This is a genomic window from Streptomyces sp. NPDC058701 (assembly GCF_042715295.1).
In the GTDB taxonomy this organism is placed as follows: Bacteria; Actinomycetota; Actinomycetes; order Streptomycetales; family Streptomycetaceae; genus Streptomyces.
Genome location: NZ_JBHXSY010000009.1, coordinates 206,447 through 229,811, shown reverse-complemented (window position 1 = coordinate 229,811; position 23,365 = coordinate 206,447). Strand labels below are relative to the sequence as shown.

Sequence of the window (23,365 nt, the reverse complement as noted above, 5' to 3'; positions counted from 1 at the left end):
GGCCGCCGGCGCCCCCGCCCCCCCCCCCCGCCCGTGCCGGCCCGGGGGGGGGGGGCGGGGCGGGGGGGGGCGCCCCCCGCCCCCCCGCCCCGGTCAGCACACGTTGGGGTGCGCGATGTCCAGGACCAGCCGCTCGGGCGAGTGCAGGACGGTGGTGGAGTAGGCGGGTTTGGTGTCGAAGGCGGCGCCGAAGGTCACGTACCCCTCGTAGTCGCCGGTCAGGGCGATGCCCTTGAGCTTGCTGAGGTAGATCTTCTGGAGGCGCGGACCCTGGTAGACGTTCTGCCCCGCGTCGTCGTGACCGGCGGCGGGGTTCAGGCGGACTTCCAGGAAGTACTTCCCGGCCAGCGGGACGGGCTGGCCCGAACCGTCGTAGTACAGCTTCGGCACGGGCGTGACGGTGACCCCGGGGACGTAGCCCTGGAGGTCGATGACGAGCCGGTCGTACGTGCAGTGACCGCCCCAGCGGGCGTTGACGACGAGCGGGGTCTGGGTGCGGGCGGCGGCCTGGGCGGCCGAGGCCGGTGCGGCGAGGGCGAGGCCGGCGGTGAGCAGGGCGCCGGTGGCCAGGGCCACGAGCTGCCGGCGGCGCCGCCGAAGGGACGGCAGGCGGTGAGACGGACGTGGACGCGGGTGGTTCGTGACGTCGTTCATGACGTGCCCCGATTCTCCGGTGACGGGGACTGTGCTGTCACGGCTAAGGACACGCGCGGGACCGCGGCGGTTCCGCGCCCGTCCCCCGGGCTCTTCCCGGCGTCGGGCGTCAGCCGGGGAGCAGCGCGTCCAGCTCCGCGTCGAGGTCGTAGTGCCGGTGCTCCAGGCCGCGCGGGACCAGCTCGGTCAGGCGGCGGCACAGCCCCCGCACGTCCTTGGCACGGGCGGAGAACACGCAGCTCGTCTCGCCGTTGCTGAAGGCCAGGAAGACCCGCGGCTCGGTGCCCTTCCAGCGCGGCCACACCTGTATGTCCCCCTCGCCGGTGGCTCGGGACTCCCCGTCGAGCAGCAGGTCGCGGGCGAACACCCAGCGCGCCAGATGGGCGCCCCCGCCCCGGAGGTCCACGGCCACCTCGTACGGCCGGTCCGAGCGGTAGGTGAAGCTGCCGTGCACCGGGAGGGACACGGGCGAGGCCTCCAGCCGGAGCGGAAGGACACGCTGCTCGGTGGTGGCCATGGGGCGCCCCTCTCTGTCGGCACGGGGAATGTCGCACTCCTTCGCAAACTAGCCCACGGCCCGCCCGCCGCCCCGTGCCGAAGGTCCCGTCCGACCGGGCCGCCGGACCCGACTTCCCGCCGTGCGTCCGTCCTCCCGTACGAAGTCCCGCGCTCGGGCGCGCGCCTGACCTTCTTGCGGGAGGACGGGCCACCGGTCCCGGCGGACGGTGCTCAGCACTCGATGACGTTGACCGCGAGGCCGCCGCGGGCGGTCTCCTTGTACTTGACCTTCATGTCCGCGCCCGTCTCCTTCATGGTCTTGATGACCTTGTCGAGGGAGACCTTGTGGGTGCCGTCGCCGCGCAGCGCCATCCTGGCCGCCGTGACCGCCTTGACCGCCGCCATGCCGTTGCGCTCGATGCACGGGATCTGGACCAGGCCGCCGACCGGGTCGCAGGTCAGGCCCAGGTTGTGCTCCATGCCGATCTCGGCCGCGTTCTCCACCTGCTCCGGGGTGCCGCCCATGACCTCCGCCAGTGCGCCCGCCGCCATCGAGCAGGCCGAGCCGACCTCGCCCTGGCAGCCGACCTCGGCGCCGGAGATCGAGGCGTTCTCCTTGAACAGCATGCCGATCGCGCCCGCCGCGAGGAGGAAGCGGACCACGCCGTCCTCGTCCGCGCCCGGCACGAAGTTCACGTAGTAGTGCAGGACCGCCGGCAGGACGCCGGCCGCGCCGTTGGTCGGGGCCGTCACGACCCGGCCCCCCGCCGCGTTCTCCTCGTTGACCGCCATCGCGTAGATCGTCGCCCACTCGCTGCGGTGCAGCATCGGGTCGCCCTCGGTGCGCAGCTGGCGCGCGGTGGAGGCGGCGCGGCGCTTGACGCGCAGGCCGCCCGGGAGGATGCCCTCGCGGGACATGCCGCGCGCGACGCAGGACTGCATGACGCGCCAGATCTCCAGCAGGCCCTCGCGGATCTCGTCCTCGGTGCGCCAGGCCTTCTCGTTCTCCAGCATCAGGGACGAGATTGACAGGCCGGTCTCCTTCGCCAGGCGCAGCATCTCGTCACCGGAGCGGAAGGGGTACTTCAGCACCGTGTCGTCGAGCTTGATCCGGTCCTCGCCGACCGCGTCCTCGTCCACGACGAAGCCGCCGCCGACCGAGTAGTACGTCTTTTCCAGCAGGGGGGTGCCGGCGGTGTCGTACGCGAAGAGGGTCATGCCGTTCGCGTGGTACGGCAGCGAGCGCCGGCGGTGCAGGATCAGCTGGTTGGGCTCGTCGAAGGCGATCTCGTGGGCGTCGCCTATCTCCGCGCCCAGCAGGCGCAGCCGCCCGGACTGCCGGATCCGCTCGACCTCCGCGTCGGCCGTCTCCACGTTCACCGTGCGGGGGGAGTGCCCCTCCAGGCCCAGGAGCACCGCCTTGGGGGTGCCGTGGCCGTGGCCGGTCGCACCGAGCGAGCCGAACAGTTCGGCGCGCACCGAAGCGGTCTGGGCGAGGACGCCGTCCTTCTTCAGCCGGGTCACGAACATGCGGGCCGCCCGCATGGGGCCGACCGTGTGGGAGGAGGACGGGCCGATGCCGATGGAGAAGAGGTCGAACACGGAGATGGCCACTGGCGGACTCCCTTGTCTGCTCGTGGGGTGGGAGGGGGCAGGAGAAGTGCGATTGGGCGGATTTTGTCCGGCAGACGAGCGTAACGCGTGCACATGAACGATTCGTCTGCCGGACCGGCCGCGGGGGTGGCCGTCAGGCGTGGGCCGGCTCCCGCTCCCGTACGGCGTCCTCCGGGCCCGCGGCCCCGGAGCCGTCCAGGACCGGGTCCGGCCCCGGCAGGCCCGCGCGGCGGGCCGCGACGCCCGCCCGTACGGCCCGGGCGTACGGGCCCGGCGTCAGGCGGCCGACGGGGCCCGCGCCGCGATCGGGACGGCCGGCGGGGGCAGGGCGGCGACGGTGCCGGGGTCCGGCCACCGCGACCCGTACAGGCGCCGGCGCGGAGGACGAAGGGCGGCGGGCAGAGGAAACACGCCGCCCGAAGGCGGAACGGGCGGGGCGGGCCGGGCCGCATCCGCCCGGGGCTGCGCTCATGAGAAGGGCCCGGTCCCGTGCACACGCCAGCACAGCAGGACCGGGCCCTTCCGGATCGCTCCCGGGCGCTCCTAGAGCGACGGGTACAGCGGGAACTTCGCGGCGAGCGCGGAGACGCGCGCCTTGAGGTCCTCGCTGTCGTACGCCGGCTTCAGCGCGGACGCGATGATCTCGGCGACCTCGGTGAAGGCCTCCGCGTCGAAGCCGCGCGTGGCCAGGGCCGGGGTGCCGATCCGCAGGCCCGAGGTGACCATCGGCGGCCGCGGGTCGTTCGGGATGGCGTTCCGGTTGACCGTGATGCCGATCTCGTGGAGCCGGTCCTCGGCCTGCTGGCCGTCCAGCTCGGAATTGCGCAGGTCGACCAGGACCAGGTGGACGTCCGTACCGCCGGAGAGGACGGACACGCCGACCTCGGTGACGTCGGGCTGCACCAGGCGCTCGGCGATGATCTTCGCACCCTCCAGGGTGCGGACCTGGCGCTCCTTGAAGCCCTCCGAGGCCGCGATCTTGAAGGAGACGGCCTTGGCCGCGATCACGTGCTCCAGCGGGCCGCCCTGCTGGCCCGGGAAGACCGCCGAGTTGATCTTCTTGGCCAGCTCCTGCGTCGACAGGATGACGCCACCGCGCGGACCGCCCAGGGTCTTGTGCGTGGTGGTGGTCACGACGTGGGCGTGCGGCACCGGGTTCGGGTGCAGACCCGCGGCGACCAGGCCCGCGAAGTGCGCCATGTCGACCATCAGGTACGCACCGACCTCGTCCGCGATGCGGCGGAAGGCGGCGAAGTCCAGCTGGCGCGGGTAGGCGGACCAGCCCGCGACGATCAGCTGCGGCTTGGACTCCTTGGCGAGGCGCTCGACCTCGGCCATGTCGACCTGGCCGGTCTCGTCGACGTGGTACGGAACCACGTTGTAGAGCTTGCCGGAGAAGTTGATCTTCATGCCGTGGGTCAGGTGACCGCCGTGGGCCAGGTTCAGGCCCATGATCGTGTCGCCCGGCTTGATCAGCGCGAACATCGCGGCGGCGTTCGCCTGCGCACCGGAGTGCGGCTGGACGTTCGCGGCCTCGGCGCCGAACAGCGCCTTGATGCGGTCGATCGCGATCTGCTCGACCACGTCGACGTGCTCACAGCCGCCGTAGTAGCGGCGGCCCGGGTAGCCCTCGGCGTACTTGTTGGTCAGGACCGAGCCCTGGGCCTCCATGACGGCGACCGGAGCGAAGTTCTCCGACGCGATCATTTCCAGGGTCGACTGCTGGCGTACGAGCTCGGCGTCGACGGCGGCGGCGACGTCCGGGTCGAGCTCGTGGAGCGGGGTGTTCAGCACAGACATCAAGATCCCCTGGGGTCAGTTGTCGGAGTGGGTGAGCGCGGCGTACTCCTCGGCGGAGAGCAGGTCGCCCGGCTCCTCCGCGACGCGCACCTTGAACAGCCAGCCGCCCTCGAACGGAGCGGTGTTCACGAGCGCCGGGTCGTCCACGACGTCCTGGTTGAACTCGACGATCTCGCCGGAGACGGGTGAGTACAGGTCGCTGACCGACTTGGTCGACTCCAGCTCGCCACAGGTCTCGCCCGCGGTCACCGTGTCGCCCACCTCGGGGAGCTGGGCGTAGACGACGTCACCGAGCGCGTTGGCCGCGAACTCCGTGATGCCGACCGTCGAGACGCCGTCCTCGGCGACCGACAGCCACTCGTGCTCCTTGCTGTAACGCAGCTGCTGGGGGTTGCTCATGGGCCTGATTCTCCTGGATGCGGGGGAGTGGGAACGAACAGCGGTCTCGGGTACTGGGACAGGACCGTACGGCTGCCCGTACGGCCGAGGTCTGGGAAGGATTACTTCTGCCGCTTGTAGAACGGCAGGGCCACGACCTCGTACGGCTCATGCGTACCGCGAATGTCGACGCCGACGCCGGAGGTGCCGGGCGCGGCGTGCGCCGCGTCCACGTACGCCATCGCGATCGGCTTGCCCAGCGTCGGGGACGGCGCGCCCGAGGTGACCTCGCCGATGACCTCGCCGCCGGCGACGACCGGGAAGCCGGCGCGCGGGACGCGACGGCCCTCGGCGATCAGGCCGACCAGCTTGCGCGGCGGGTTCGAGGCGGCGCGCTCGGCGGCGGCCTCCAGCGCGGCGCGGCCGACGAAGTCCCCCTCCTTCTCGAACTTCACGACCCGGCCCAGACCCGCGTCGAACGGGGTGAGGGAGGTCGTCAGCTCGTGCCCGTACAGCGGCATGCCCGCCTCCAGGCGCAGCGTGTCGCGGCAGGACAGGCCGGCCGGGACCAGGCCGACGCCCTCGCCGGCCTTCGTCAGCGCCTGCCACAGCTCCACGGCGTGCCCGGGGGAGACGAACAGCTCGAAGCCGTCCTCGCCGGTGTAGCCGGTACGGGCGATCAGCGCGGGCACGCCCGCGACGGTGCCCGGCAGGCCGGCGTAGTACTTCAGCCCGTCCAGGTCGGCGTCGGTCAGGGACTTCAGGATGCCGGGGGACTCCGGGCCCTGGACGGCGAGCAGCGCGTACGCGTCGCGGTCGTCGCGGACCTCGGCGTCGAAGCCGTCGGCGCGCTCGGTGATCGCGTCCAGGACGACCTGGGCGTTGGAGGCGTTGGCGACGACCATGAACTCGGTCTCGCCCAGCCGGTAGACGATCAGGTCGTCGAGGATCCCGCCGTCCGCCTGGCAGATGTGCGTGTAGCGGGCGCGGCCGACGCCGACGGTGGAGATGTTGCCGACCAGCGCGTAGTCGAGGACCTTGACGGCCTCCGGGCCGGTCAGGGTGATCTCGCCCATGTGGGACAGGTCGAAGAGACCGGCCTTCGTACGTACGGCGTTGTGCTCGTCGCGCTCGCTCGCGTACCGCAGCGGCATGTCCCAGCCCGCGAAATCGGTCATGGTCGCACCGAGGGAACGGTGCAGCCCATCGAGGGCGGTCAGACGGGGGGCAGAGCTCATGGGTGTGACTCCCGGGTCCCAGGGCATCGACATGACATGACGAGGACGTTCCTCCCCATCTGTCATCGGAACCTGAGAGGTTCGCCGAGAGTTCCCCCGATCTTCCGATCCGGCGGGATTCCCGACTTGCACCTTGGGTGGAGCGCGCGCCCCGGCCTCACGGGCGGCGGCACGGCTCGCTTTTCAGATCTGCCTCATCCACGCGGTACGGGGCCTGAGAGATTCAAGGGAGGTTCTTGCTCCTTCGGCGCCCGTGCACGGCCTTGCGGCGTGCCGGGACTCTCCCGCGCGGATTCAAGCGGCCGGTATGCAGTTGGTCCAGATGGCGCACATCATTGCACGCCGTTCGCGTGATCGGGCGGGCGGGCCCGAAAGACCGCGGCGTTCGCGGAGGTCCGGACCGGAACCGCCGGTCCCGGATTACCGTCTCTTTACACTCAGTGGGCAAGGGTCCTTGCGACCCGATTCGGGGGAGGCGATCACTGTGCGGAGATTCGGAGTAGTGGCGACGACGGGAACCGTGGACGCGGTACCGGAGCAGCGCGGCCCGCGCCTCCGCCGGGCGGCCGACGCGGCCGCCCCCGGCGCGGTCCGGGACCTGCGCGGCCCGGCCGTGCGCGGGCCGCAGCGGCTCGGCTTCGCGGCCGGGGACATCGTCGTCGTGTCCGGGCTGCCCGGCGGCGGCAAGAGCACGCTGATCAAGCGGGCGGCCGCCGAGGGCGGGTCCGTCGACTCCCAGGACACCCGCGAGCGCTGGGAGCGCCGGATGCCGGCGGTCCTCCCGTACGGCGCCTACCGGCCGCTGGTCCGCGCCGCCCACTACTGGGGGCTCTGGCGCGTCCTGCGCTCCGGCGCCTCGGTGGTCGTCCACGACTGCGGCACCCAGAGCTGGGTGCGCGGTCTGCTCGCGGCGGCCGCCCGCCGCCGGGGCCGCGAGCTGCACCTGCTGTTCCTGGACAGCAGCCCCGAGGAGGCCCTCTCCGGGCAGGCGGCGCGCGGGCGGCGCGTGTCGGCGTACGCCTTCTCCCGGCACCGGGGGGCGGTGGCGCGCCTGCTGCGCGACGCGGAGGCCGGCCGCCCGCCGGCGGGCTGCGCCTCGGCGACGCTCCTGGACCGCCGCTCGGCCGCGGCGGTGACGCGGATCGCGTTCCACGGCTGAGTGAGCCGCGACCCGCGACCCGTGCCCCCGCCGTCCGGGGCGGGACGCCGGGACGACGGGACGCCGGTACCCGCCGCGGCCCGGGACCCGGCAGCGGATAGCCTTCGGCACCGGACGCGGTGGCACCACACGGAGGCAGGGGAACATGCAGGGCAGCGGCTGGCCGGAGAACGAACTGGAGCAGGTGCTCGGAGCGGCACTGGGGCAGCCCGACGCGGGGGCGCGGATCCTCGAGGTGCTCGGGCGCAGCCGGGTGTGGGTGCCGCTGCCCGCCGGCGGGGCCCCCGACGCGGCGAGCCTGTCCCTGCCGACCATGGACATCGCCGGGGCGGCCTACGTCCCCGTCTACAGCTCCGAGGCGCAGTTCCGCTACTGCGCCGGCCCCGCCATGGACTTCGCCGTGGCCCCCGCCGTCGAGTTCGCCCGCGGCCTGCCCCCGCAGCTCGGCATCGCCGTGAACCCCGAGGGAGCCGTCGGCGTCCCCCTCCCCCCGCCCGCCGTCGCGGAGCTGTGCCGCATCGGACGCAGCCCCCTCGACGGCCCCGCGGGCGGCGGGCGCGTCCGGCTGTACGAGCCCGACTGGCAGGACGACCCGGTGGACTTCCTGGCCGCCGCCACGGAGGAGTTCCGGGCGACCGGCGCGGTCACCGCCGCGTACCGCTGCCTCGCCAGCGTCGAGGGCGGGGAGCCGCAGCTGTTCGTCGGCGTCCGGCTGGTGGGATGGGACCCCGAGACGCAGAACGCCCCGATGGAGGCCCTCGGCCGGGCCCTGACCCGCGTCCCGCCGCCGTGGCCGGTGCAGTTGATCCTCCTGGACGCCGCCGAGGACCCGGTCACGGACTGGATTCGTGAGCGCGTACGCCCCTTCTACCTCCCGTAGGGCCGCTTAAGGTGGTCACACTTGCGGCCGCACGCGCGGCCCGGGTACGCGTGGACGACGGGCGGACGAAGAGGGGTACCGGGTGAGTGCGTCAGGCACGGCCGCGGCCGGGCAGGTCGAGCACATGCTGCGCCAGGTGACTCCCGGGCGCTATGAGAGCTACGAGTCACTGCTGCACGCCCTCGCCGAGGGCCGGCTGTGGATGCTGCTGTGGCAGGGGCAGCCGGGGTCCCCGGACGCCCAGTACGGCGGCATGGAGGTGGAGGGCCTCGGCTACGCGCCGTGCGTGACCTCCCCGCAGGAGCTGGCCGCCAGCGGCTGGAACCGGGGCTACGAGGTCGTCACGGGCCGGGACATCGCCCGCGCCCTGTACCCGGACCGCTGGGGGCTGTGGCTCAACCCGCACGCCTCGGGCGGCGGACTCGGCGTGCCCTGGGCGGACCTGCGCCGCATCGCCACCGGCCTCGACCGGATGCCGGCCGGCCCGCTGCGGCTGTCGGAGCCCGCCATCGAGCTGCCGCAGTTCTACGGGCTGCTGACCCGGCACGCCCACCGCACGCCCGCCGTCCGGTCACTGCGCCGCGCCTGGGTGCAGCCCGCGCTGGGCTCGCCGTACCTCGCGGTCGGGCTCGACCTGTACGACGCCTCCGCGCCCGCGCTGGAATCGGTACGGGAGATGATGCGCCAGTCGGTGGGCGTGGTCCCCGAGGGCGTCCCGGTGTGCACCGTCGCGCTGGCCGACGAACACGACCCGGTGGCGATGTGGCTGCGCGCGCAGACCCGGCCGTTCTACGACCGCGAGGGCCAGGGCCCCGCGTACTGAGGTACGGAGCGCCGTGGGCCGTCCGCGTCCGCCGGACCGGCCGCGCCCCGGGCACGCCCCCGAAGAACCGCATACTGAGACGTCCGTCTCGAAGGCCGTACCGGAGCCCGCCGGTGCGGCCTTCCGCATATCCAGTCGAATCCGCCCAAGAAGGCTGCCCTAAGTGGCAGTTGGCCCGGATGTCCGTTCCGCGCCTAACGGGCGGTCTTTCACCGCTGAACAGTCCGCGCGGTTCGGATAACGGAAGGTGTAGGCGCAGATCACGGTTGCGCATCACATCCCCGGCAGGTCTGGCGGGCGGCTCAGACGCCGTTGAAGACTCCCCCCACCGAAGGCCGGTCAATCCAGCAAGCACCAGCTCTTCACGTGCACTTCAGGCGCATTTCGTGCCGATCGCACCATCAGCGACGCCGATAGAACCAAGCCGCCACAGCGGCGGGCATGGGCCGGCCACCGTCGGCCGAGAGGGGTCCCCACCACGATGACGGCACCACTGCACGACACCAGCGCGGCCGGGCCCGCGGCCGTGGCCGCCCCCGACGTCCCGCAGAAGGCGATCGAGGGGCGCTCTCCGTGGAAGATCGCGTGGATCCGCCTCAGGCGTGACAAGGTCGCCCTGGCCGGCGGTGTCGTCGTGCTCCTGCTGATCCTCGTCGCACTCTTCGCGCCGCTGATCGTCAAACTCCTCGGGCACCCGCCGGAGGAGCTGCACGAGGACATGCTGGACCCGCTGCTCGGCCTGCCGGCCGGCGACTGGGGCGGCATGAGCGGGGACTTCCTGCTCGGCGTCGAGCCGGTCAACGGCCGCGACGTCTTCAGCCGGATCGTCTACGGCGCCCGGATCTCGCTGCTGGTGGCCTTCCTGTCCGCCTTCGTGGCGGTCGGGCTGGGCACCTTCTTCGGCATCATCGCGGGCTACTTCGGCGGCTGGGTCGACGCGGCCGTCAGCCGGGTCATGGACCTGCTGCTGGCCTTCCCGCAGCTGCTGTTCATCATCGCGCTGATCTCCGTCATCCCCAGCAAGCTCTGGGGCTTCGAGGGGTCGGGCCTGCGCATCGCCGTGCTGGTGCTGGTCATCGGCTTCTTCGGCTGGCCGTACATCGGCCGCATCGTCCGCGGGCAGACCCTGTCGCTGCGCGAACGGGAGTACGTCGAAGCCGCGCGCAGCCTCGGCGCGGGCCGCATGTACATCCTCTTCCGCGAACTCCTTCCGAACCTGGTGGCGCCCATCACCGTCTACTCGACGCTGATGATCCCCACCAACGTGCTGACCGAGGCGGCCCTCAGCTTCCTCGGAGTCGGCGTCAAGCCGCCCACACCGTCCTGGGGAGAGACCCTCTCCACGGCCGTGCGGACCTACGAGGACGATCCGCTCTTCATGATCTTCCCCGGTGTGGCGATCTTCATCACCGTGCTGGCCTTCAACCTCTTCGGCGACGGCGTCCGTGACGCCCTCGACCCGAAGGGCTCCCGCTAGCCACCGCAGGGCAAACCAGGAACCGGCTTCGAGCCGTACGTACACCGGAACTACAACGGAGGGTTGCGAGCATCGTGACTACCCATCGCACGTCGAAGCGCAGGCTTGCCACCGGCACGGCCGTCGTGCTCGCGGTCATGCTGACCGCGACCGCCTGTGGCGGCAACGGCAAGACCGACGACAAGTCCGCCGCCGGCGGCGCCGGCTTCAACGCGGGCATAGGCAAGATCGCCAACCCGTCGGACAAGAAGGGCGGCGAGCTCAAGTTCGTCGGCACCCAGGAAGCCGACTCGTGGGACCCGCAGCGCGGTTACTACGGCTTCATGTGGGACTTCTCCCGCTACTACGCCCGCCAGCTGGTCAGCTACAAGGCGGCCCCGGGCGAGCAGAGCACCGCTCTGGAGCCCGACCTCGCCACCGCGAAGGCCGAGATCAGCGACGGCGGCAAGACGTACAAGTACACCCTCAAGGACAACGTGACCTGGGAGGACGGCACGCCCGTCACCGCCCAGGACGTGAAGTACGGCATCGAGCGCACCTGGGCCCAGGACGTCATCTCCGGCGGCCCGGTCTACCTGATGCAGGTCCTCGACCCGAAGACCGAGTACCCGGGCCCGTACAAGGACACCGCGCCGGACAAGCTCGGCCTCAAGGCGATCGAGACCCCGGACGCGAAGACCATCATCTTCAAGCTCCCGCAGCCCAACGGCGACTTCGAGCAGATGCTGGCCATGCCGGCGGCGAGCCCGGTCAAGCAGGAGAAGGACACCGCGGCCAAGTACGGCCTGAAGCCCTTCTCGAACGGCCCGTACAAGATCGACTCGTACGAGCCCAACAAGAGCATGAAGCTCTCGCGCAACACGAACTACAAGCCCGAGTCGGACACCATCCGCAAGGCGCTCCCGGACTCCATCTCGGTCACGTTCATGGCGAACGCGGACGACATGGACAAGCGCCTGATGAACGGCGAGTTCGACCTCGACCTCAACGCGACCGGCATCGGCCAGGCGGCCCGCGCCACCGCGCTGAAGGACCACAAGGGCAACCTGGACAACGGCCAGACCGGCTTCATCCGGTACGCCGTGTTCCCGCAGACCGTCGCGCCCTTCGACAACGTCGAGTGCCGCAAGGCCGTCATCCACGCGGCCGACAAGAAGTCCCTGCAGACCGCCCGCGGCGGCCCGCAGGCCGGTGGCGACATCGCCCCCAACATGCTGCCGCTGGGCATCAAGGGCTCCGACGCCAAGTACGACCCGTACGAGGTCCTGAAGAACGACGGCAAGCCGAACGTCGAGAAGGCCAAGGCCGCCCTCGCCGCCTGCGGCAAGCCGGAAGGCTTCAAGACCACCATCGCGGTCCGCAACAACAAGCCGGTCGAGGTCGCCACGGCCGTCTCGCTGCAGAACGCCCTGAAGCAGGTCGGCATCGAGGCCGACGTCGACCAGTTCGACGGCGCCCAGACCTCCGGCATCATCGGTTCGCCGAAGGTCGTCAAGGAGAAGGGCTACGGCATCATCATCATGGGCTGGGGCGCCGACTTCCCGACCGGTCAGGGCTTCTCCCAGCCGCTGGTCGACGGTCGCTTCATCCTGCAGAGCGGCAACAACAACTTCTCCGAGCTGAACGACCCGGCGATCAACAAGCTGTTCGACGACGCCATCGCCGAGACCGACCCGGTCAAGGCCGGCGACATCTACAAGCAGATGAACCAGAAGGTCTCCGAGGCCGCGGTCTACCTGCCCTTCGTCTACGACAAGACGATCACCTGGCGCAGCACCCGGCTGACGAACGCCTACACCTCCGACGCCTACAACGGCCGCTACGACTACGCGTCGCTCGGCGTCGTGAAGTAACCGTCCGTCAATCCGGTTCCAGTGTTCCAGTGCCACACCCGCTAGGCACGAAGGGCAGGTGATGGCCGCGGTCGCGGCGCGGGGGCGCTCTCCAGAAGAGGGCGCCCCCGGGCAGCGGCCAGGCCGAGCGCAGTGCTTGCATATCTCATCCGGCGGTTCTTCGCCGTCATCGTCATGCTGTTGGTCATCACGCTGGTGACCTTCGGAATCTTCTTCCTCTTCCCGAAGATGATCGGGACGGATCCGGCGCTGTACTTCGTCGGCAAGCAGTCCGACCCCGCCGCCATCGAGGGCATCCGGCAGAAGATGGGTCTCGACGACCCGATCCTCGTCCAGTTCGGCAAGTTCGTCGTCGGGCTGGTGGCGGGTCGCACGTACGCCAACGGCTCCGACGTCACGCACTGCGCCGCGCCCTGCTTCGGATACTCCTTCAAGACCGAGCAGGAGGTCTGGCCGCTGCTGACCGACTGGCTCCCGGTCACCCTGTCGCTCGCCGCCGGCGCCGTCGTGCTCTGGGTCATCGGCGGTGTCGCCACCGGCGTCATCTCCGCCCTGAAGCGCGGTACGGTCCTGGACCGCTCGGCCATGGGCATCGCGCTGGCCGGCGTCTCCCTCCCCATCTACTTCACGGGCATGCTCGCCATCGCCCTCTTCTCCGACCAGCTCGGCTGGTTCGGCCGCCCCGAGGCCACGTTCGCCGACGATCCGGCCAAGTGGTTCAACGGCATGATCCTCCCGTGGGTCTCGCTCGCCTTCCTCTACGCGGCGATGTACGCCCGGCTCACCCGCGCGACGATGCTGGAGGTCCTCAACGAGGACTACATCCGCACCGCCCGCGCCAAGGGCCTGACGGAACCCGTCGTCATCGGGAAGCACGCGATGCGGTCGACGATGACGCCCATCCTGACCGTCCTCGGCCTGGACCTCGGCGCCCTCATGGGCGGCGCGGTGCTGACCGAGTACACGTTCTCGCTGCACGGCCTCGGCTACAGCGCGGTCCGCGCGATCAGCGAGCACGACCTGCCGGTCATCCTGGGCATCACCCTGATCTCCGCCTTCTTCGTCGTCGCGGCGAACCTCATCGTTGACCTCATGTACGCGGTGATCGACCCCCGAGTGAGGCTGTCATGACCGATCTGACCAAGACCGGAGTCCTGGGCCAGCCCGTCGGCGGGACGACGCCCCCCACCGCCTTCCTGGAGGTCCGCGACCTCAAGGTGCACTTCCCGACCGAGGACGGTTTGGTCAAGTCGGTCGACGGGCTCTCCTTCACGCTGGAGAAGGGCAAGACCCTCGGCATCGTGGGCGAGTCCGGCTCCGGCAAGTCGGTCACCTCGCTCGGCATCATGGGCCTGCACCGCGTCGGCCAGTACGGCCGCCAGCGGGCCCGGATCTCCGGCGAGATCTGGCTGAACGGCAAGGAGCTGCTCACCGCGGAGGAGGACGAGGTGCGCCGGCTGCGCGGCCGGGAGATCGCGATGATCTTCCAGGACCCGCTCTCCGCGATGCACCCGTACTTCACCATCGGCAAGCAGATCGCCGAGGCCTACCGCGTCCACAACAAGGTCGACAAGAAGGCGGCCCGCAAGCGCGCCGTCGACCTCCTGGACCGCGTCGGCATCCCCGAGCCGCACAAGCGCGTCGACAGCTACCCGCACGAGTTCTCGGGCGGCATGCGCCAGCGCGCGATGATCGCGATGGCGCTGGTCAACAACCCCGAGCTGCTCATCGCGGACGAGCCGACGACCGCCCTGGACGTCACCGTCCAGGCCCAGATCCTCGACCTGATCCGGGACCTGCAGAAGGAGTTCGGCTCCGCGGTCATCATGATCACGCACGACCTGGGCGTGGTCGCCGAGATGGCCGACGAGCTCCTGGTGATGTACGGCGGCCGCTGCGTCGAGCGGGGCACGGCTGAGAAGGTCTTCTACGAGCCCCGCCACCCCTACACCTGGGGCCTGCTGGGATCGATGCCGCGCATCGACCGCGAGCAGACCGAGCGACTCATCCCGGTCAAGGGCTCGCCGCCCAGCCTCATCAACATCCCGAGCGGCTGCGCCTTCAACCCGCGCTGCCCGTACGCCGACGTCCCCAAGGACAACGTGACGCGTACGGTCCGGCCCGAGCTCACGGAGGACGGCACCCGCCACTGGTCCGCCTGCCACATGTCGCACGAGCAGCGGACCCGGATCTGGACCGAAGAGATTGCGCCGAAGCTGTGACCGAGACCCCCGACACGAAGAAGACGGCCACGGCCGTCATCCCCCAGCAGGCCACCGGTTCCCCCGAGGTGCTGCTCAAGGTCTCCGGCCTGACCAAGCACTTCCCCATCACCAAGGGTCTGCTGCGGCGCCAGGCCGGCGCCGTCAAGGCCGTCGACGGCATCGACTTCGACGTCCGGCGCGGTGAGACCCTCGGCATCGTCGGCGAGTCCGGCTGCGGCAAGTCCACCATGGGCCGGCTGATCACCCGGCTGCTGGAGCCCACCGGCGGCACCGTCGAGTTCGAGGGCAAGGACATCACGCACCTCGGTGTGGCGGGCATGCGGCCGCTGCGCCGCGACATCCAGATGATCTTCCAGGACCCGTACGGCTCGCTGAACCCCCGGCACACGGTGGGCACCATCGTCAGCGCGCCGTTCAAGCTGCAGAACGTCACGCCCGAGGGCGGGATCAAGCCGGAGGTGCAGCGGCTGCTGTCGCTGGTCGGCCTCAACCCCGAGCACTACAACCGCTACCCGCACGAGTTCTCGGGCGGCCAGCGCCAGCGCATCGGCATCGCGCGGGCCCTGGCGCTCAACCCGAAGCTGGTCGTCGCGGACGAGCCGGTCTCGGCGCTGGACGTGTCCATCCAGGCCCAGGTGGTCAACCTGCTGGACGACCTCCAGCAGGAGCTCGGCCTCACGTACGTGATCATCGCCCACGACCTCTCCGTCATCCGGCACGTGTCGGACCGCATCGCGGTGATGTACCTGGGCAAGATCGTCGAACTCGCCGACAACAAGGCGCTGTACGGGGCCCCGATGCACCCCTACACCACCGCGCTCATGTCGGCCGTGCCCGTCCCGGACCCGCGCCGGCGCGGCGCCGCGAGCGGCCGCATCCTGCTCAAGGGTGACGTACCGTCACCGATCTCGCCGCCGAGCGGATGCCGCTTCCACACGCGGTGCTGGAAGGCGACGCAGGTCTGCACCACGCAGGAGCCGCCCCTGCTGGAGCTCAAGACGGGACACCAGGTGGCCTGCCACCACCCGGAGAACGCCCCCGACCAGGTGCCGGGCGACCGGCCCCTGCCGGGCGCGGCCGACGCGGTGGCCACGGTTTCGGAGTAGCGGCCGAAAACACGCGCGGGGCTGGAGGACCTCCGGCCCCGCCGGCGTGTGCGGGGCCGGTTCCGGGGCGCGCCCCGGGCCGCCGGGGCCCCGACCCTCCGCCGTCCGTCCGCCGCCGTCCGTCCGCCGTCGGCCCGGCCGTGGCCGGACGGGTGCGGCGCCGCCCGGGCCGGGGCGTGCGGCGGGCCCGCCGCAGGCGACAATGTCCCGGTGCTCCACGATCTCTTCCCGCCCGGCATCCAGCACGCGCTGGACCTCGCGGGCATCTTCGTCTTCGCCACCGCCGGCGCGCTCCTCGCCGTACGCAAGAACTTCGACGTCTTCGGCATCGCCGTCCTCGCCCTGGTCACGGCCCTCGGCGGCGGCCTCTTCCGCGACCTCGTCATCGGCGCCGTCCCGCCCGCCGCCTTCGGCGAACTCAGCTTCTTCGTCACGCCGTTGATTGCCGCCGCGCTCGTCTTCTTCCTGCACCCGGAGGTTCAGCGGATCAACCGGGCCATCAACGTCTTCGACGCCGCCGGCCTCGCGCTGTTCTGCGTGACGGGCACGACCAAGGCGTACGAGTACGGCCTCGGCCTCACCGCGTCCGCCGCGCTCGGGCTGGCGACGGCCGTCGGCGGGGGAGTCCTGCGCGACGTGCTCGTCAACGAGGTGCCCTCGCTGCTGCGGGACCGCGAGATGTACGCCGTCCCGGCCATGGTCGGCGCCTCGATGGTCGCCGTCTTCATCGCCCTCGAGACCCTGAACGCGATCACCACGGGCCTGGCGATCGTCACCACCTTCGTCCTGCGGCTGCTCGCCATCCGGTACCACCTGCGCGCCCCGCTGGCCTGGAACCGCCGGTCCTCGGTGGCCGAAGAGCCGTAACAAACGTAAGCTACCGCTTAGTAGATCTGCGGTGTACCGTCGTTCGCATGTCACACGCAGCTGCCCAGGCATCCATCGGCGACAGCGAGTTCGACCGCGACACCACCATCACCGCCCGCGCGGGCGAGGCCGGGGTGTACGACGCGGAACTCTCCGCCGGCTGGACGATCATCACCGCCGTCAACGGCGGCTACCTGCTGGCCCTCGTCGGCCGGGCCCTGTCGGCGGCCCTGCCGCACCCGGACCCCTTCACGGTCTCGGCGCACTACCTGACCTCCTCCGTGCCCGGCCCCGCCGTGATCCGCACCCAGGTCGTCCGGATCGGCCGCACCCTGTCCACCGGTCAGGCCTCGCTGTTCCAGTACGACGAGAACGGCACCGAGGTCGAGCGCATCCGCGTCCTCGCCTCCTACGGCGACCTCTCCACGCTCCCGGACGACGTGCGGACCACGGCCCGCCCGCCCGCCATGCCCGCGTACGAGGACTGCCTCGGCGCCGAGGCCGGCCCGGCCCCCATCCCCGGCAGCTCCGCGATCGTCGACCGGCTCCGGTTGCGGCTGGACCCGGCCACCGCCGGATGGGCCGTCGGCGCGCCCTCCGGCAAGGGCGAGATGCGGGCCTGGTTCGAGCTCGCCGACGGCCGCGACGCCGACCCGCTGTCGATGCTGCTCGCGGTGGACGCCCTGCCGCCGACCTCCTTCGACCTCGGCCTGATCGGCTGGACCCCCACCGTGGAGCTGACCACCCACGTGCGCCGCCGCCCGGCCCCGGGTCCGCTGCGCGTCGCCATCACCACGCGCAACCTGGCCGGCGGCTTCCTGGAGGAGGACGCCGAGGTCTGGGACTCCGCCGACCACCTCGTGGCCCAGTCCCGCCAGCTGGCCCGCGCACCGCGCCAGGCCTGACCCCGGCGGGGTCCGCACCGTCCCGTCGGCCCGGCCCGGCCCGGTGCGTTCCGTCGGCCCGGCCCGGTGCGTTTCGGCCCGACTCGATCAGGCCCGACTCGTCCCGGTCCGGCTCGATCCGCCCCCCGTGACCCGGGCCGGACCCCGCCGGGCCTGATCACCGCCGGTCCGCCCCTGTCCGCCGGCCCCGCCCCGGGTCCCCGGCCTCGGCCGGGACCGTCGGCGTGCCCCGGCACCCCGGCCGGCCGGACCCCCGCCCCGCCGTGCGACCGGGGCGGGGGTGCGGTCCGGGGGAGTCCCGCTGGAGTCCGGGGGGCCGGGCGCCTCGTAGAATCGGGGGATCATGGCCTACCTCGACCACGCCGCCACCACCCCGATGCTGCCGGAGGCCGCCGCGGCGATGGCCGCGCAGTTCGCCGCCACGGGGAACGCCTCCTCCCTTCACGCCGCCGGCCGCCGGGCCCGCCGTACCGTCGAGGAGGCCCGCGAGGCCTTCGCCGAGGCGATCGGCGCCCGCCCGAGCGAGGTGGTCTTCACCGCGGGCGGGACCGAGGCGGACAACCTCGCCGTCAAGGGCCTCTACTGGGCCCGCCGCGACGCCGACCCCGCCCGGACCCGCGTCCTGGCCAGCCCCGTCGAGCACCACGCGGTCCTCGACGCCGTCCACTGGCTCGCCGAGCACGAGGGCGCCCGGGTCGAGTACCTGCCCGTGGACCGCCACGGGCGCGTCCACCCCGAGGCCTTCCGGGAGGCCGTCGAGCGGGACCCCGGCGACGTGGCCCTGGCCACCGTGATGTGGGCCAACAACGAGATCGGCACCGTCATGCCGGTCCGGGAACTGGCCGGCGTCGCCGCGGGGCACGGCATCCCGCTCCACTCCGACGCCGTCCAGGCCTTCGGCCAGCTCGACGTCCGCTTCGCCGACAGCGGCCTGGCCGCCATGACCGTCAGCGGCCACAAGATCGGCGGCCCCTACGGCATCGGCGCCCTGCTGCTCGGCCGCGACCAGACCCCGGTCCCCGTCCTGCACGGCGGCGGTCAGGAACGGCACGTCCGCTCCGGCACCCTCGACGTCCCCGCCATCGCCGCCTTCGCCGTCGCCGCCGTCCTCGCCGCCGAACGGCGCGAGCGGTTCGCCGCCGAGATCGGCGCCCTGCGCGACGAGCTCGTCTCCGCCGTCCTGGCGGCCGTCCCCGACGCCGTCCTCGGCGGCGACCCCGAGGGCCGCCTCCCGGCGAACGCCCACTTCAGCTTCCCCGGCTGCGAGGGGGACTCCTTGCTGCTCCTGCTCGACGCCCAGGGCATCGAGTGCTCCACCGGCTCGGCCTGCACCGCCGGGGTCGCCCAGCCCAGCCACGTCCTGCTGGCCACCGGCACCGACCCGCAGCTGGCCCGCGGCACCCTGCGCTTCTCCCTGGGGCACACCTCCACCAAGGAGGACGTCGCCGCCGTCGCCGCGGCCATCGGACCGGCGGTCGACCGGGCCCGCACGGCGGGGCTCAGCTAGCGGCGCGCAGGGCCTCGCCGACCAGGCGGACGTACCGGTCCCAGTCCCAGTGGCGTCCCGGGTCCGTGTGGTCGGCGCCCGGGACCTCGGAGTGCCCGACGATGTGGGTGCGGTCCGCCGGTATGCCGTAGCGACGGCAGATGCCGGCCGCCAGCACGGCCGACGCCGCGTACATCGCGTCGGTGAAGTCCTGCGGGCGGTCCACGAAGCCCACGTGCTCGATGCCGACGCTCCGCTCGTTCATCGACCGGTTGCCCGCGTGGAAGGCGACGTCCAACTCCCGCACCATCTGCTCGACATGGCCGTCCTGGCGCACTATGTAGTGCGCCGACGCCTTGTGCCACGGGTTCCTGAACGCGTCCACCGACGACGCGAAGCCGCCCTGTGTGACATGCACGACGATCCGGTCCACGCGGTAGTCGTCCGGCCGGTCCGCGAGCCGCCAGTTCGCCGGGGAGGCCGCCGTCCAGCCGGCCCCGGCGTGGTCGATCTCGCCCTCCTTGCGCGGCTTGGACACCCCCGGCATCAGCCACCAGGCACGGCCCAGCTCGTCCCGGCCGACGACCGCGGCCGCGGCGACGACCCCGAGCCCCCCGAGCAGCACCGCCCTGCGGGTCCGCCGCGGTCTCCCCGCGGCCTTCCCGTCCTTCGTGCCCTCACCCACCATGTGATCCACCCCCTGACCCCGACAACGCGCCGTGACCCCTCGCGGTTCCCCGTACCCTGGAGGGTGCTATGACTGAGAACCTGCCGCGCACCGCCCGCCCCCTCCGCGTCCTGGCCGCCATGTCCGGCGGCGTGGACTCCGCCGTCGCCGCCGCCCGCGCGGTCGAAGCCGGGCACGACGTGACCGGCGTCCACCTCGCGCTCTCCGCGAACCCGCAGTCCTTCCGCACCGGAGCCCGCGGCTGCTGCACGATCGAGGACTCCCGCGACGCCCGCCGCGCCGCCGACGTCATCGGCATCCCGTTCTACGTCTGGGACCTCGCCGAGCGCTTCCGCGAGGACGTCGTCGAGGACTTCATCTCCGAGTACGAGGCCGGGCGCACCCCCAACCCCTGCCTGCGCTGCAACGAGAAGATCAAGTTCGCCGCGCTGCTCGACAAGGCCCTCGCCCTCGGCTTCGACGCCGTCTGCACCGGCCACTACGCCACCGTCGTGCTGAACGCGGACGGCTCCCGCGAACTGCACCGCGCCTCCGACATGGCCAAGGACCAGTCGTACGTCCTCGGCGTGCTCGACGAGAAGCAGCTCGCCCACGCCCTCTTCCCGCTCGGTGACACCCTCACCACCAAGGAGGAGATCCGGGCCGAGGCCGAGGAGCGCGGCCTGGCCGTCGCCAAGAAGCCCGACAGCCACGACATCTGCTTCATCGCCGACGGCGACACCCAGGGCTTCCTCGCGGGCCGGCTCGGCAGGGCCGAGGGCGACATCGTCGACGAGACCGGCGAGAAGGTGGGCACCCACGAGGGCGCCTTCGGCTTCACCATCGGCCAGCGCAAGGGCCTGCGGATCGGGCACCCGGCCGCCGACGGCAAGCCGCGCTACGTCCTCGACATCTCGCCGGTGAACAACACCGTCACCGTCGGCCCCGTCGAGGCCCTCGACGTCACCGCCCTCACCGCGATCCGCCCCCGCTGGTGCGGCGCCGCGGCCGCCGCCCCCGGTACGTACACCGCGCAGCTGCGCGCCCACGGCGGCGAGACGGAGGTCTTCGCCGAGCTCGTGGACGGCGAGCTGCGCGTCTCCTTCACCGAGCCGGTCCGCGGTGTGGCCCCCGGCCAGGCGATCGTGCTCTACGACGGCACCCGCGTGGTCGGCTCCGCCACCATCGCGACGACCACCCGGGCCGCGGCCGCGTCCGTGTAGCACCGCGGGGGCGGACGGGGCCGGGCCACCGGAGCGGACGGGGTCAGACCACCGTCAGGACGATCTTGCCGGTGGTCCGGCCGCGCTCGCCGAGCTCGTGCGCCTTCGCGGCCTGCTCCAGCGGCAGGACCGCCTCGATCAGCGGCTTCAGCAGTCCCCGGTCGGCCAGGGCGGCGATCTCCTGGAGGCCCTTCAGGTCCGGCTCGACGAGGAGCCAGACGGCGTGCACGCCCTCAGCGCCGTCCGGGACGCCGTCCGGGCCCGGCAGGGTCACCAGGTGGCCGCCGGCCTTGAGCACCTTCAGCGAGCGCCGCCCCTGGTCCCCGCCGACCGCGTCGATCACGACGTCCACGTCGGAGACGGCGTCCTCGAAGTCCGTGGTGCGGTAGTCGATCACCTCGTCCGCGCCCAGCTCGCGCAGCAGGTCGTGCTTGCCGGCGCTCGCGGTGCCGATCACGTACGCGCCGCGGGCCTTGGCGATCTGCACGGCCAGGTGGCCGACGCCGCCCGCCGCCGCGTGCACCAGCACCCGCTGCCCCGCCGTGACCCCCGCGGTGTCCACCAGGGCCTGCCAGGCGGTCAGCGCGGCCAGCGGCAGCGCCGCCGCCTGTACGTGGTCCAGCGTGGCCGGCTTGCGGGCGAAGTGCCGCGCGGGAGCGGTCACGTACTCGGCGTACGCGCCGGCCTGCTGCGGGAAGCGGGGCATCCCGTACACCTCGTCGCCCGCCCGGTACAGGGTCACGCCCGGGCCGACCGCCTCCACGGTCCCCGACACGTCCCAGCCGACCGCGGGCACGGGCCCCCAGGGGATCAGCCCGCCGCTCTCGCGGGCCTTCCAGTCGACCGGGTTGACCCCAGCGGCGTGGACCCGGACGAGGACCTCGCCCATGCCCGGCTCCGGTCGCTCGGCCTGCGTCTCGACGAGGACCTCGGGTCCGCCCCACTTGCTGACGACGACGGCGCGCATGAATGTCTCCTTGGTGCTGTTCCGTGCCGGTTTCCCCGGCGGATGACCCCAGCTTCGCGTGCCCGCACCCCGCACGGTGCTGACCGTACGGCCACCATGTGACAGGATCTGGCCATGCACCGTATTGCCGTACTGGCCCTCGAAGGAGTCCCCCCGTTCGAGCTCGGGATGCCCTCCCGGGTCTTCGGCAACGCGCGGGACGACGTCGGCGGGCCGCTCTACGAGGTCACCGTCTGCACCGCCGACGGCCTCCCCGTCGCCAGCGACGCGGGCTTCACGGTCGTCGTCTCGGCCGGCCCGGAGGCGCTCGCCTCCGCCGACACCGTGATCATCCCGCCCACGCACGCCATGGACGACCTCGCCCACGGAGCCCCCCTGTCGCCCGCCCTGACCGCGGCCCTCGCCGCGATCCGCCCCGGCACCCGGCTGGTGTCCATCTGCACCGGCTCCTACGTCCTCGCCGCGGCCGGGCTGCTCGACGGCCGGCCCGCCACCACCCACTGGCTGCACGCCCCCGAGTTCCAGCGGGCCTTCCCGCGGGTCCGGCTCGACGAGGACGTCCTGTTCGTCGACGACGGCGACGTCCTCACCTCCGCCGGAGTGGCCGCGGGCGTCGACCTCTGCCTCTACCTCGTCCGCCAGGACCACGGCACCGCCGTCGCCAACCGCGCCGCCCGGCTGTGCGTCGTACCGCCGTGGCGCGACGGCGGGCAGGCCCAGTACATCGACCGGCCCGTCCCCGAGCCGACCGTCGCCACCACCACCGCGACCCGCGCGTGGGCCCTGGAACGCCTCGCCGAGCCCGTCACGCTGGCCGAGCTGGCCGCCCACGCCCGGATGAGCCTGCGCACCTTCACCCGCCGGTTCCGCGACGAGGTCGGCATGACCCCCGTGCAGTGGCTCACCGCCCAGCGCCTCGACATCGCCCGCCACCTGCTGGAGTCCAGCGACCTGCCCGTGGACCTCGTCGCGCACCGCGCGGGCTTCGGCTCCGCCAACTCCCTGCGCCAGCACATGCGCTCGGCCCTCGGCACCTCCCCGATCGCCTACCGCCGCACCTTCCAGCCCCACGACCCGGCCACCGCCGCCGCACCGGCATGACCCCGGCGGTCATGGACCCCCGGCAGGCCGGGCGGCAGGATCGGAACACCGGCCCGGACCGCCGGACCGACGAGAAGGGGAGACCGTCATGACCGCGTACGCCATCGCCCACATACGCCCCACGACGCCGAACGAGGACGTCCTGCGCTACATCGAGGGCATCCAGGCCACCATGGACCCCTTCGGCGGGCGCTTCCTGGTCCACGGCCGCGAGGTCGAGGTCCTGGAAGGCCCCTTCCCCGGCACGATCGTCATGATCGGCTTCCCCGACCTGGAGCGGGCCCGCGCCTGGTACGCCTCCGACGCCTACCAGGCGATCCTCCCGCTGCGCACGGACCACATCCCGGGCGAGGTCGTCCTGGTCGAGGGCGTCGCCCCGGACTACGACGCCGCGAGGACGGCCGCCGGCCTCCGCGCCTCCGCGGGGCTCTGACGCGGCCGACC

At 72.3% G+C, this 23,365-nt stretch carries 23 protein-coding genes and 1 riboswitch; of the genes, 14 read left to right on the top strand and 9 right to left on the bottom strand.

Going from position 1 to position 23,365, the window contains the following annotated elements:
• Window positions 1-93: 93 nt before the first annotated feature.
• The 7 genes from ACFWW8_RS13100 to gcvT form a co-directional block, all read right to left on the bottom strand.
• Window positions 94-654, bottom strand: a complete 561-nt coding sequence (locus ACFWW8_RS13100) for a hypothetical protein (RefSeq protein ID WP_386527485.1) — start codon at window positions 652-654, stop codon at window positions 94-96.
• 109 nt (window positions 655-763) lie between these two features.
• Window positions 764-1,171: an SsgA family sporulation/cell division regulator gene (locus ACFWW8_RS13095; RefSeq protein WP_386527483.1), complete on the bottom strand. Its 408-nt coding sequence runs from the start codon at window positions 1,169-1,171 to the stop codon at window positions 764-766.
• Between the two features lie 212 nt (window positions 1,172-1,383).
• Window positions 1,384-2,766, bottom strand: coding sequence for an L-serine ammonia-lyase (locus ACFWW8_RS13090; RefSeq protein ID WP_386527481.1), 1,383 nt, complete (start codon window positions 2,764-2,766; stop codon window positions 1,384-1,386).
• A 133-nt stretch (window positions 2,767-2,899) separates the two neighbouring features.
• On the bottom strand, window positions 2,900-3,121 hold the full coding sequence (locus ACFWW8_RS13085; protein WP_386527478.1) for a hypothetical protein: 222 nt from the start codon (window positions 3,119-3,121) through the stop codon (window positions 2,900-2,902).
• A gap of 188 nt (window positions 3,122-3,309) precedes the next feature.
• A complete protein-coding gene (glyA, locus tag ACFWW8_RS13080; protein WP_386527475.1) occupies window positions 3,310-4,566 on the bottom strand; it encodes a serine hydroxymethyltransferase in 1,257 nt (418 codons plus the stop codon).
• A 15-nt stretch (window positions 4,567-4,581) separates the two neighbouring features.
• On the bottom strand, window positions 4,582-4,965 hold the full coding sequence (gene gcvH, locus ACFWW8_RS13075) for a glycine cleavage system protein GcvH (RefSeq protein WP_386527472.1): 384 nt from the start codon (window positions 4,963-4,965) through the stop codon (window positions 4,582-4,584).
• 101 nt (window positions 4,966-5,066) lie between these two features.
• On the bottom strand, window positions 5,067-6,182 hold the full coding sequence (gene gcvT, locus ACFWW8_RS13070) for a glycine cleavage system aminomethyltransferase GcvT (protein WP_386527469.1): 1,116 nt from the start codon (window positions 6,180-6,182) through the stop codon (window positions 5,067-5,069).
• 193 nt (window positions 6,183-6,375) lie between these two features.
• A riboswitch (glycine riboswitch) is annotated at window positions 6,376-6,479 on the bottom strand.
• 181 nt (window positions 6,480-6,660) lie between these two features.
• Between gcvT and ACFWW8_RS13065 the strand changes: the two genes are divergently transcribed.
• The 11 genes from ACFWW8_RS13065 to ACFWW8_RS13015 all read left to right on the top strand — a co-directional run bounded on the left by ACFWW8_RS13065 (window position 6,661) and on the right by ACFWW8_RS13015 (window position 18,984).
• A complete protein-coding gene (locus ACFWW8_RS13065; protein ID WP_386527583.1) occupies window positions 6,661-7,341 on the top strand; it encodes an AAA family ATPase in 681 nt (226 codons plus the stop codon).
• Between the two features lie 145 nt (window positions 7,342-7,486).
• Window positions 7,487-8,221, top strand: coding sequence for an enhanced serine sensitivity protein SseB (locus ACFWW8_RS13060; RefSeq protein WP_386527467.1), 735 nt, complete (start codon window positions 7,487-7,489; stop codon window positions 8,219-8,221).
• An 82-nt stretch (window positions 8,222-8,303) separates the two neighbouring features.
• Window positions 8,304-9,044, top strand: a complete 741-nt coding sequence (locus ACFWW8_RS13055; RefSeq protein ID WP_386527465.1) for an enhanced serine sensitivity protein SseB C-terminal domain-containing protein — start codon at window positions 8,304-8,306, stop codon at window positions 9,042-9,044.
• A 481-nt stretch (window positions 9,045-9,525) separates the two neighbouring features.
• Window positions 9,526-10,521, top strand: a complete 996-nt coding sequence (locus ACFWW8_RS13050; protein WP_386527462.1) for an ABC transporter permease — start codon at window positions 9,526-9,528, stop codon at window positions 10,519-10,521.
• A 74-nt stretch (window positions 10,522-10,595) separates the two neighbouring features.
• On the top strand, window positions 10,596-12,374 hold the full coding sequence (locus ACFWW8_RS13045; RefSeq protein WP_386527459.1) for an ABC transporter substrate-binding protein: 1,779 nt from the start codon (window positions 10,596-10,598) through the stop codon (window positions 12,372-12,374).
• A gap of 132 nt (window positions 12,375-12,506) precedes the next feature.
• Window positions 12,507-13,505 (top strand): ABC transporter permease, encoded by a 999-nt coding sequence (locus ACFWW8_RS13040; RefSeq protein WP_267717716.1) that lies wholly within the window; start codon window positions 12,507-12,509, stop codon window positions 13,503-13,505.
• Window positions 13,502-14,596: an ABC transporter ATP-binding protein gene (locus tag ACFWW8_RS13035; protein WP_386527456.1), complete on the top strand. Its 1,095-nt coding sequence runs from the start codon at window positions 13,502-13,504 to the stop codon at window positions 14,594-14,596. Before ACFWW8_RS13040 ends, ACFWW8_RS13035 begins: the two co-directional genes overlap by 4 nt.
• Window positions 14,593-15,705 carry an ABC transporter ATP-binding protein gene (locus ACFWW8_RS13030; RefSeq protein WP_386527453.1) on the top strand — a complete coding sequence of 371 codons (1,113 nt, stop codon included), beginning with the start codon at window positions 14,593-14,595 and terminating at the stop codon, window positions 15,703-15,705. The genes ACFWW8_RS13035 and ACFWW8_RS13030 overlap by 4 nt, the downstream gene beginning before the upstream one ends.
• 210 nt (window positions 15,706-15,915) lie before the next feature.
• Window positions 15,916-16,572, top strand: a complete 657-nt coding sequence (locus ACFWW8_RS13025; RefSeq protein WP_386527450.1) for a trimeric intracellular cation channel family protein — start codon at window positions 15,916-15,918, stop codon at window positions 16,570-16,572.
• Between the two features lie 47 nt (window positions 16,573-16,619).
• Window positions 16,620-17,477, top strand: a complete 858-nt coding sequence (locus ACFWW8_RS13020) for a thioesterase family protein (RefSeq protein WP_386527448.1) — start codon at window positions 16,620-16,622, stop codon at window positions 17,475-17,477.
• Window positions 17,478-17,820: 343 nt separating this feature from the next.
• Window positions 17,821-18,984, top strand: a complete 1,164-nt coding sequence (locus ACFWW8_RS13015) for a cysteine desulfurase family protein (protein ID WP_386527445.1) — start codon at window positions 17,821-17,823, stop codon at window positions 18,982-18,984.
• Here the strand turns inward: ACFWW8_RS13015 and ACFWW8_RS13010 are convergent.
• Window positions 18,977-19,651: an N-acetylmuramoyl-L-alanine amidase gene (locus tag ACFWW8_RS13010; RefSeq protein WP_386527442.1), complete on the bottom strand. Its 675-nt coding sequence runs from the start codon at window positions 19,649-19,651 to the stop codon at window positions 18,977-18,979. The two genes, ACFWW8_RS13015 and ACFWW8_RS13010, sit on opposite strands and share 8 nt — an antisense overlap.
• A gap of 68 nt (window positions 19,652-19,719) precedes the next feature.
• Here ACFWW8_RS13010 and mnmA point away from each other — a divergent pair, with 68 nt between their 5' ends.
• Window positions 19,720-20,853 carry a tRNA 2-thiouridine(34) synthase MnmA gene (mnmA, locus tag ACFWW8_RS13005; protein WP_386527439.1) on the top strand — a complete coding sequence of 378 codons (1,134 nt, stop codon included), beginning with the start codon at window positions 19,720-19,722 and terminating at the stop codon, window positions 20,851-20,853.
• A gap of 43 nt (window positions 20,854-20,896) precedes the next feature.
• Here the strand turns inward: mnmA and ACFWW8_RS13000 are convergent, their stop codons facing one another.
• Window positions 20,897-21,820 carry an NADP-dependent oxidoreductase gene (locus ACFWW8_RS13000; RefSeq protein WP_386527437.1) on the bottom strand — a complete coding sequence of 308 codons (924 nt, stop codon included), beginning with the start codon at window positions 21,818-21,820 and terminating at the stop codon, window positions 20,897-20,899.
• A gap of 114 nt (window positions 21,821-21,934) precedes the next feature.
• On the opposite strand from ACFWW8_RS13000, the gene ACFWW8_RS12995 reads away from it, so the two are divergent.
• A complete protein-coding gene (locus ACFWW8_RS12995; RefSeq protein ID WP_386527434.1) occupies window positions 21,935-22,921 on the top strand; it encodes a GlxA family transcriptional regulator in 987 nt (328 codons plus the stop codon).
• A gap of 88 nt (window positions 22,922-23,009) precedes the next feature.
• Entirely contained in the window at window positions 23,010-23,354 is a 345-nt protein-coding gene (locus tag ACFWW8_RS12990; RefSeq protein ID WP_386527431.1) for a DUF1330 domain-containing protein, read from the top strand.
• Window positions 23,355-23,365 lie beyond the last annotated feature (11 nt).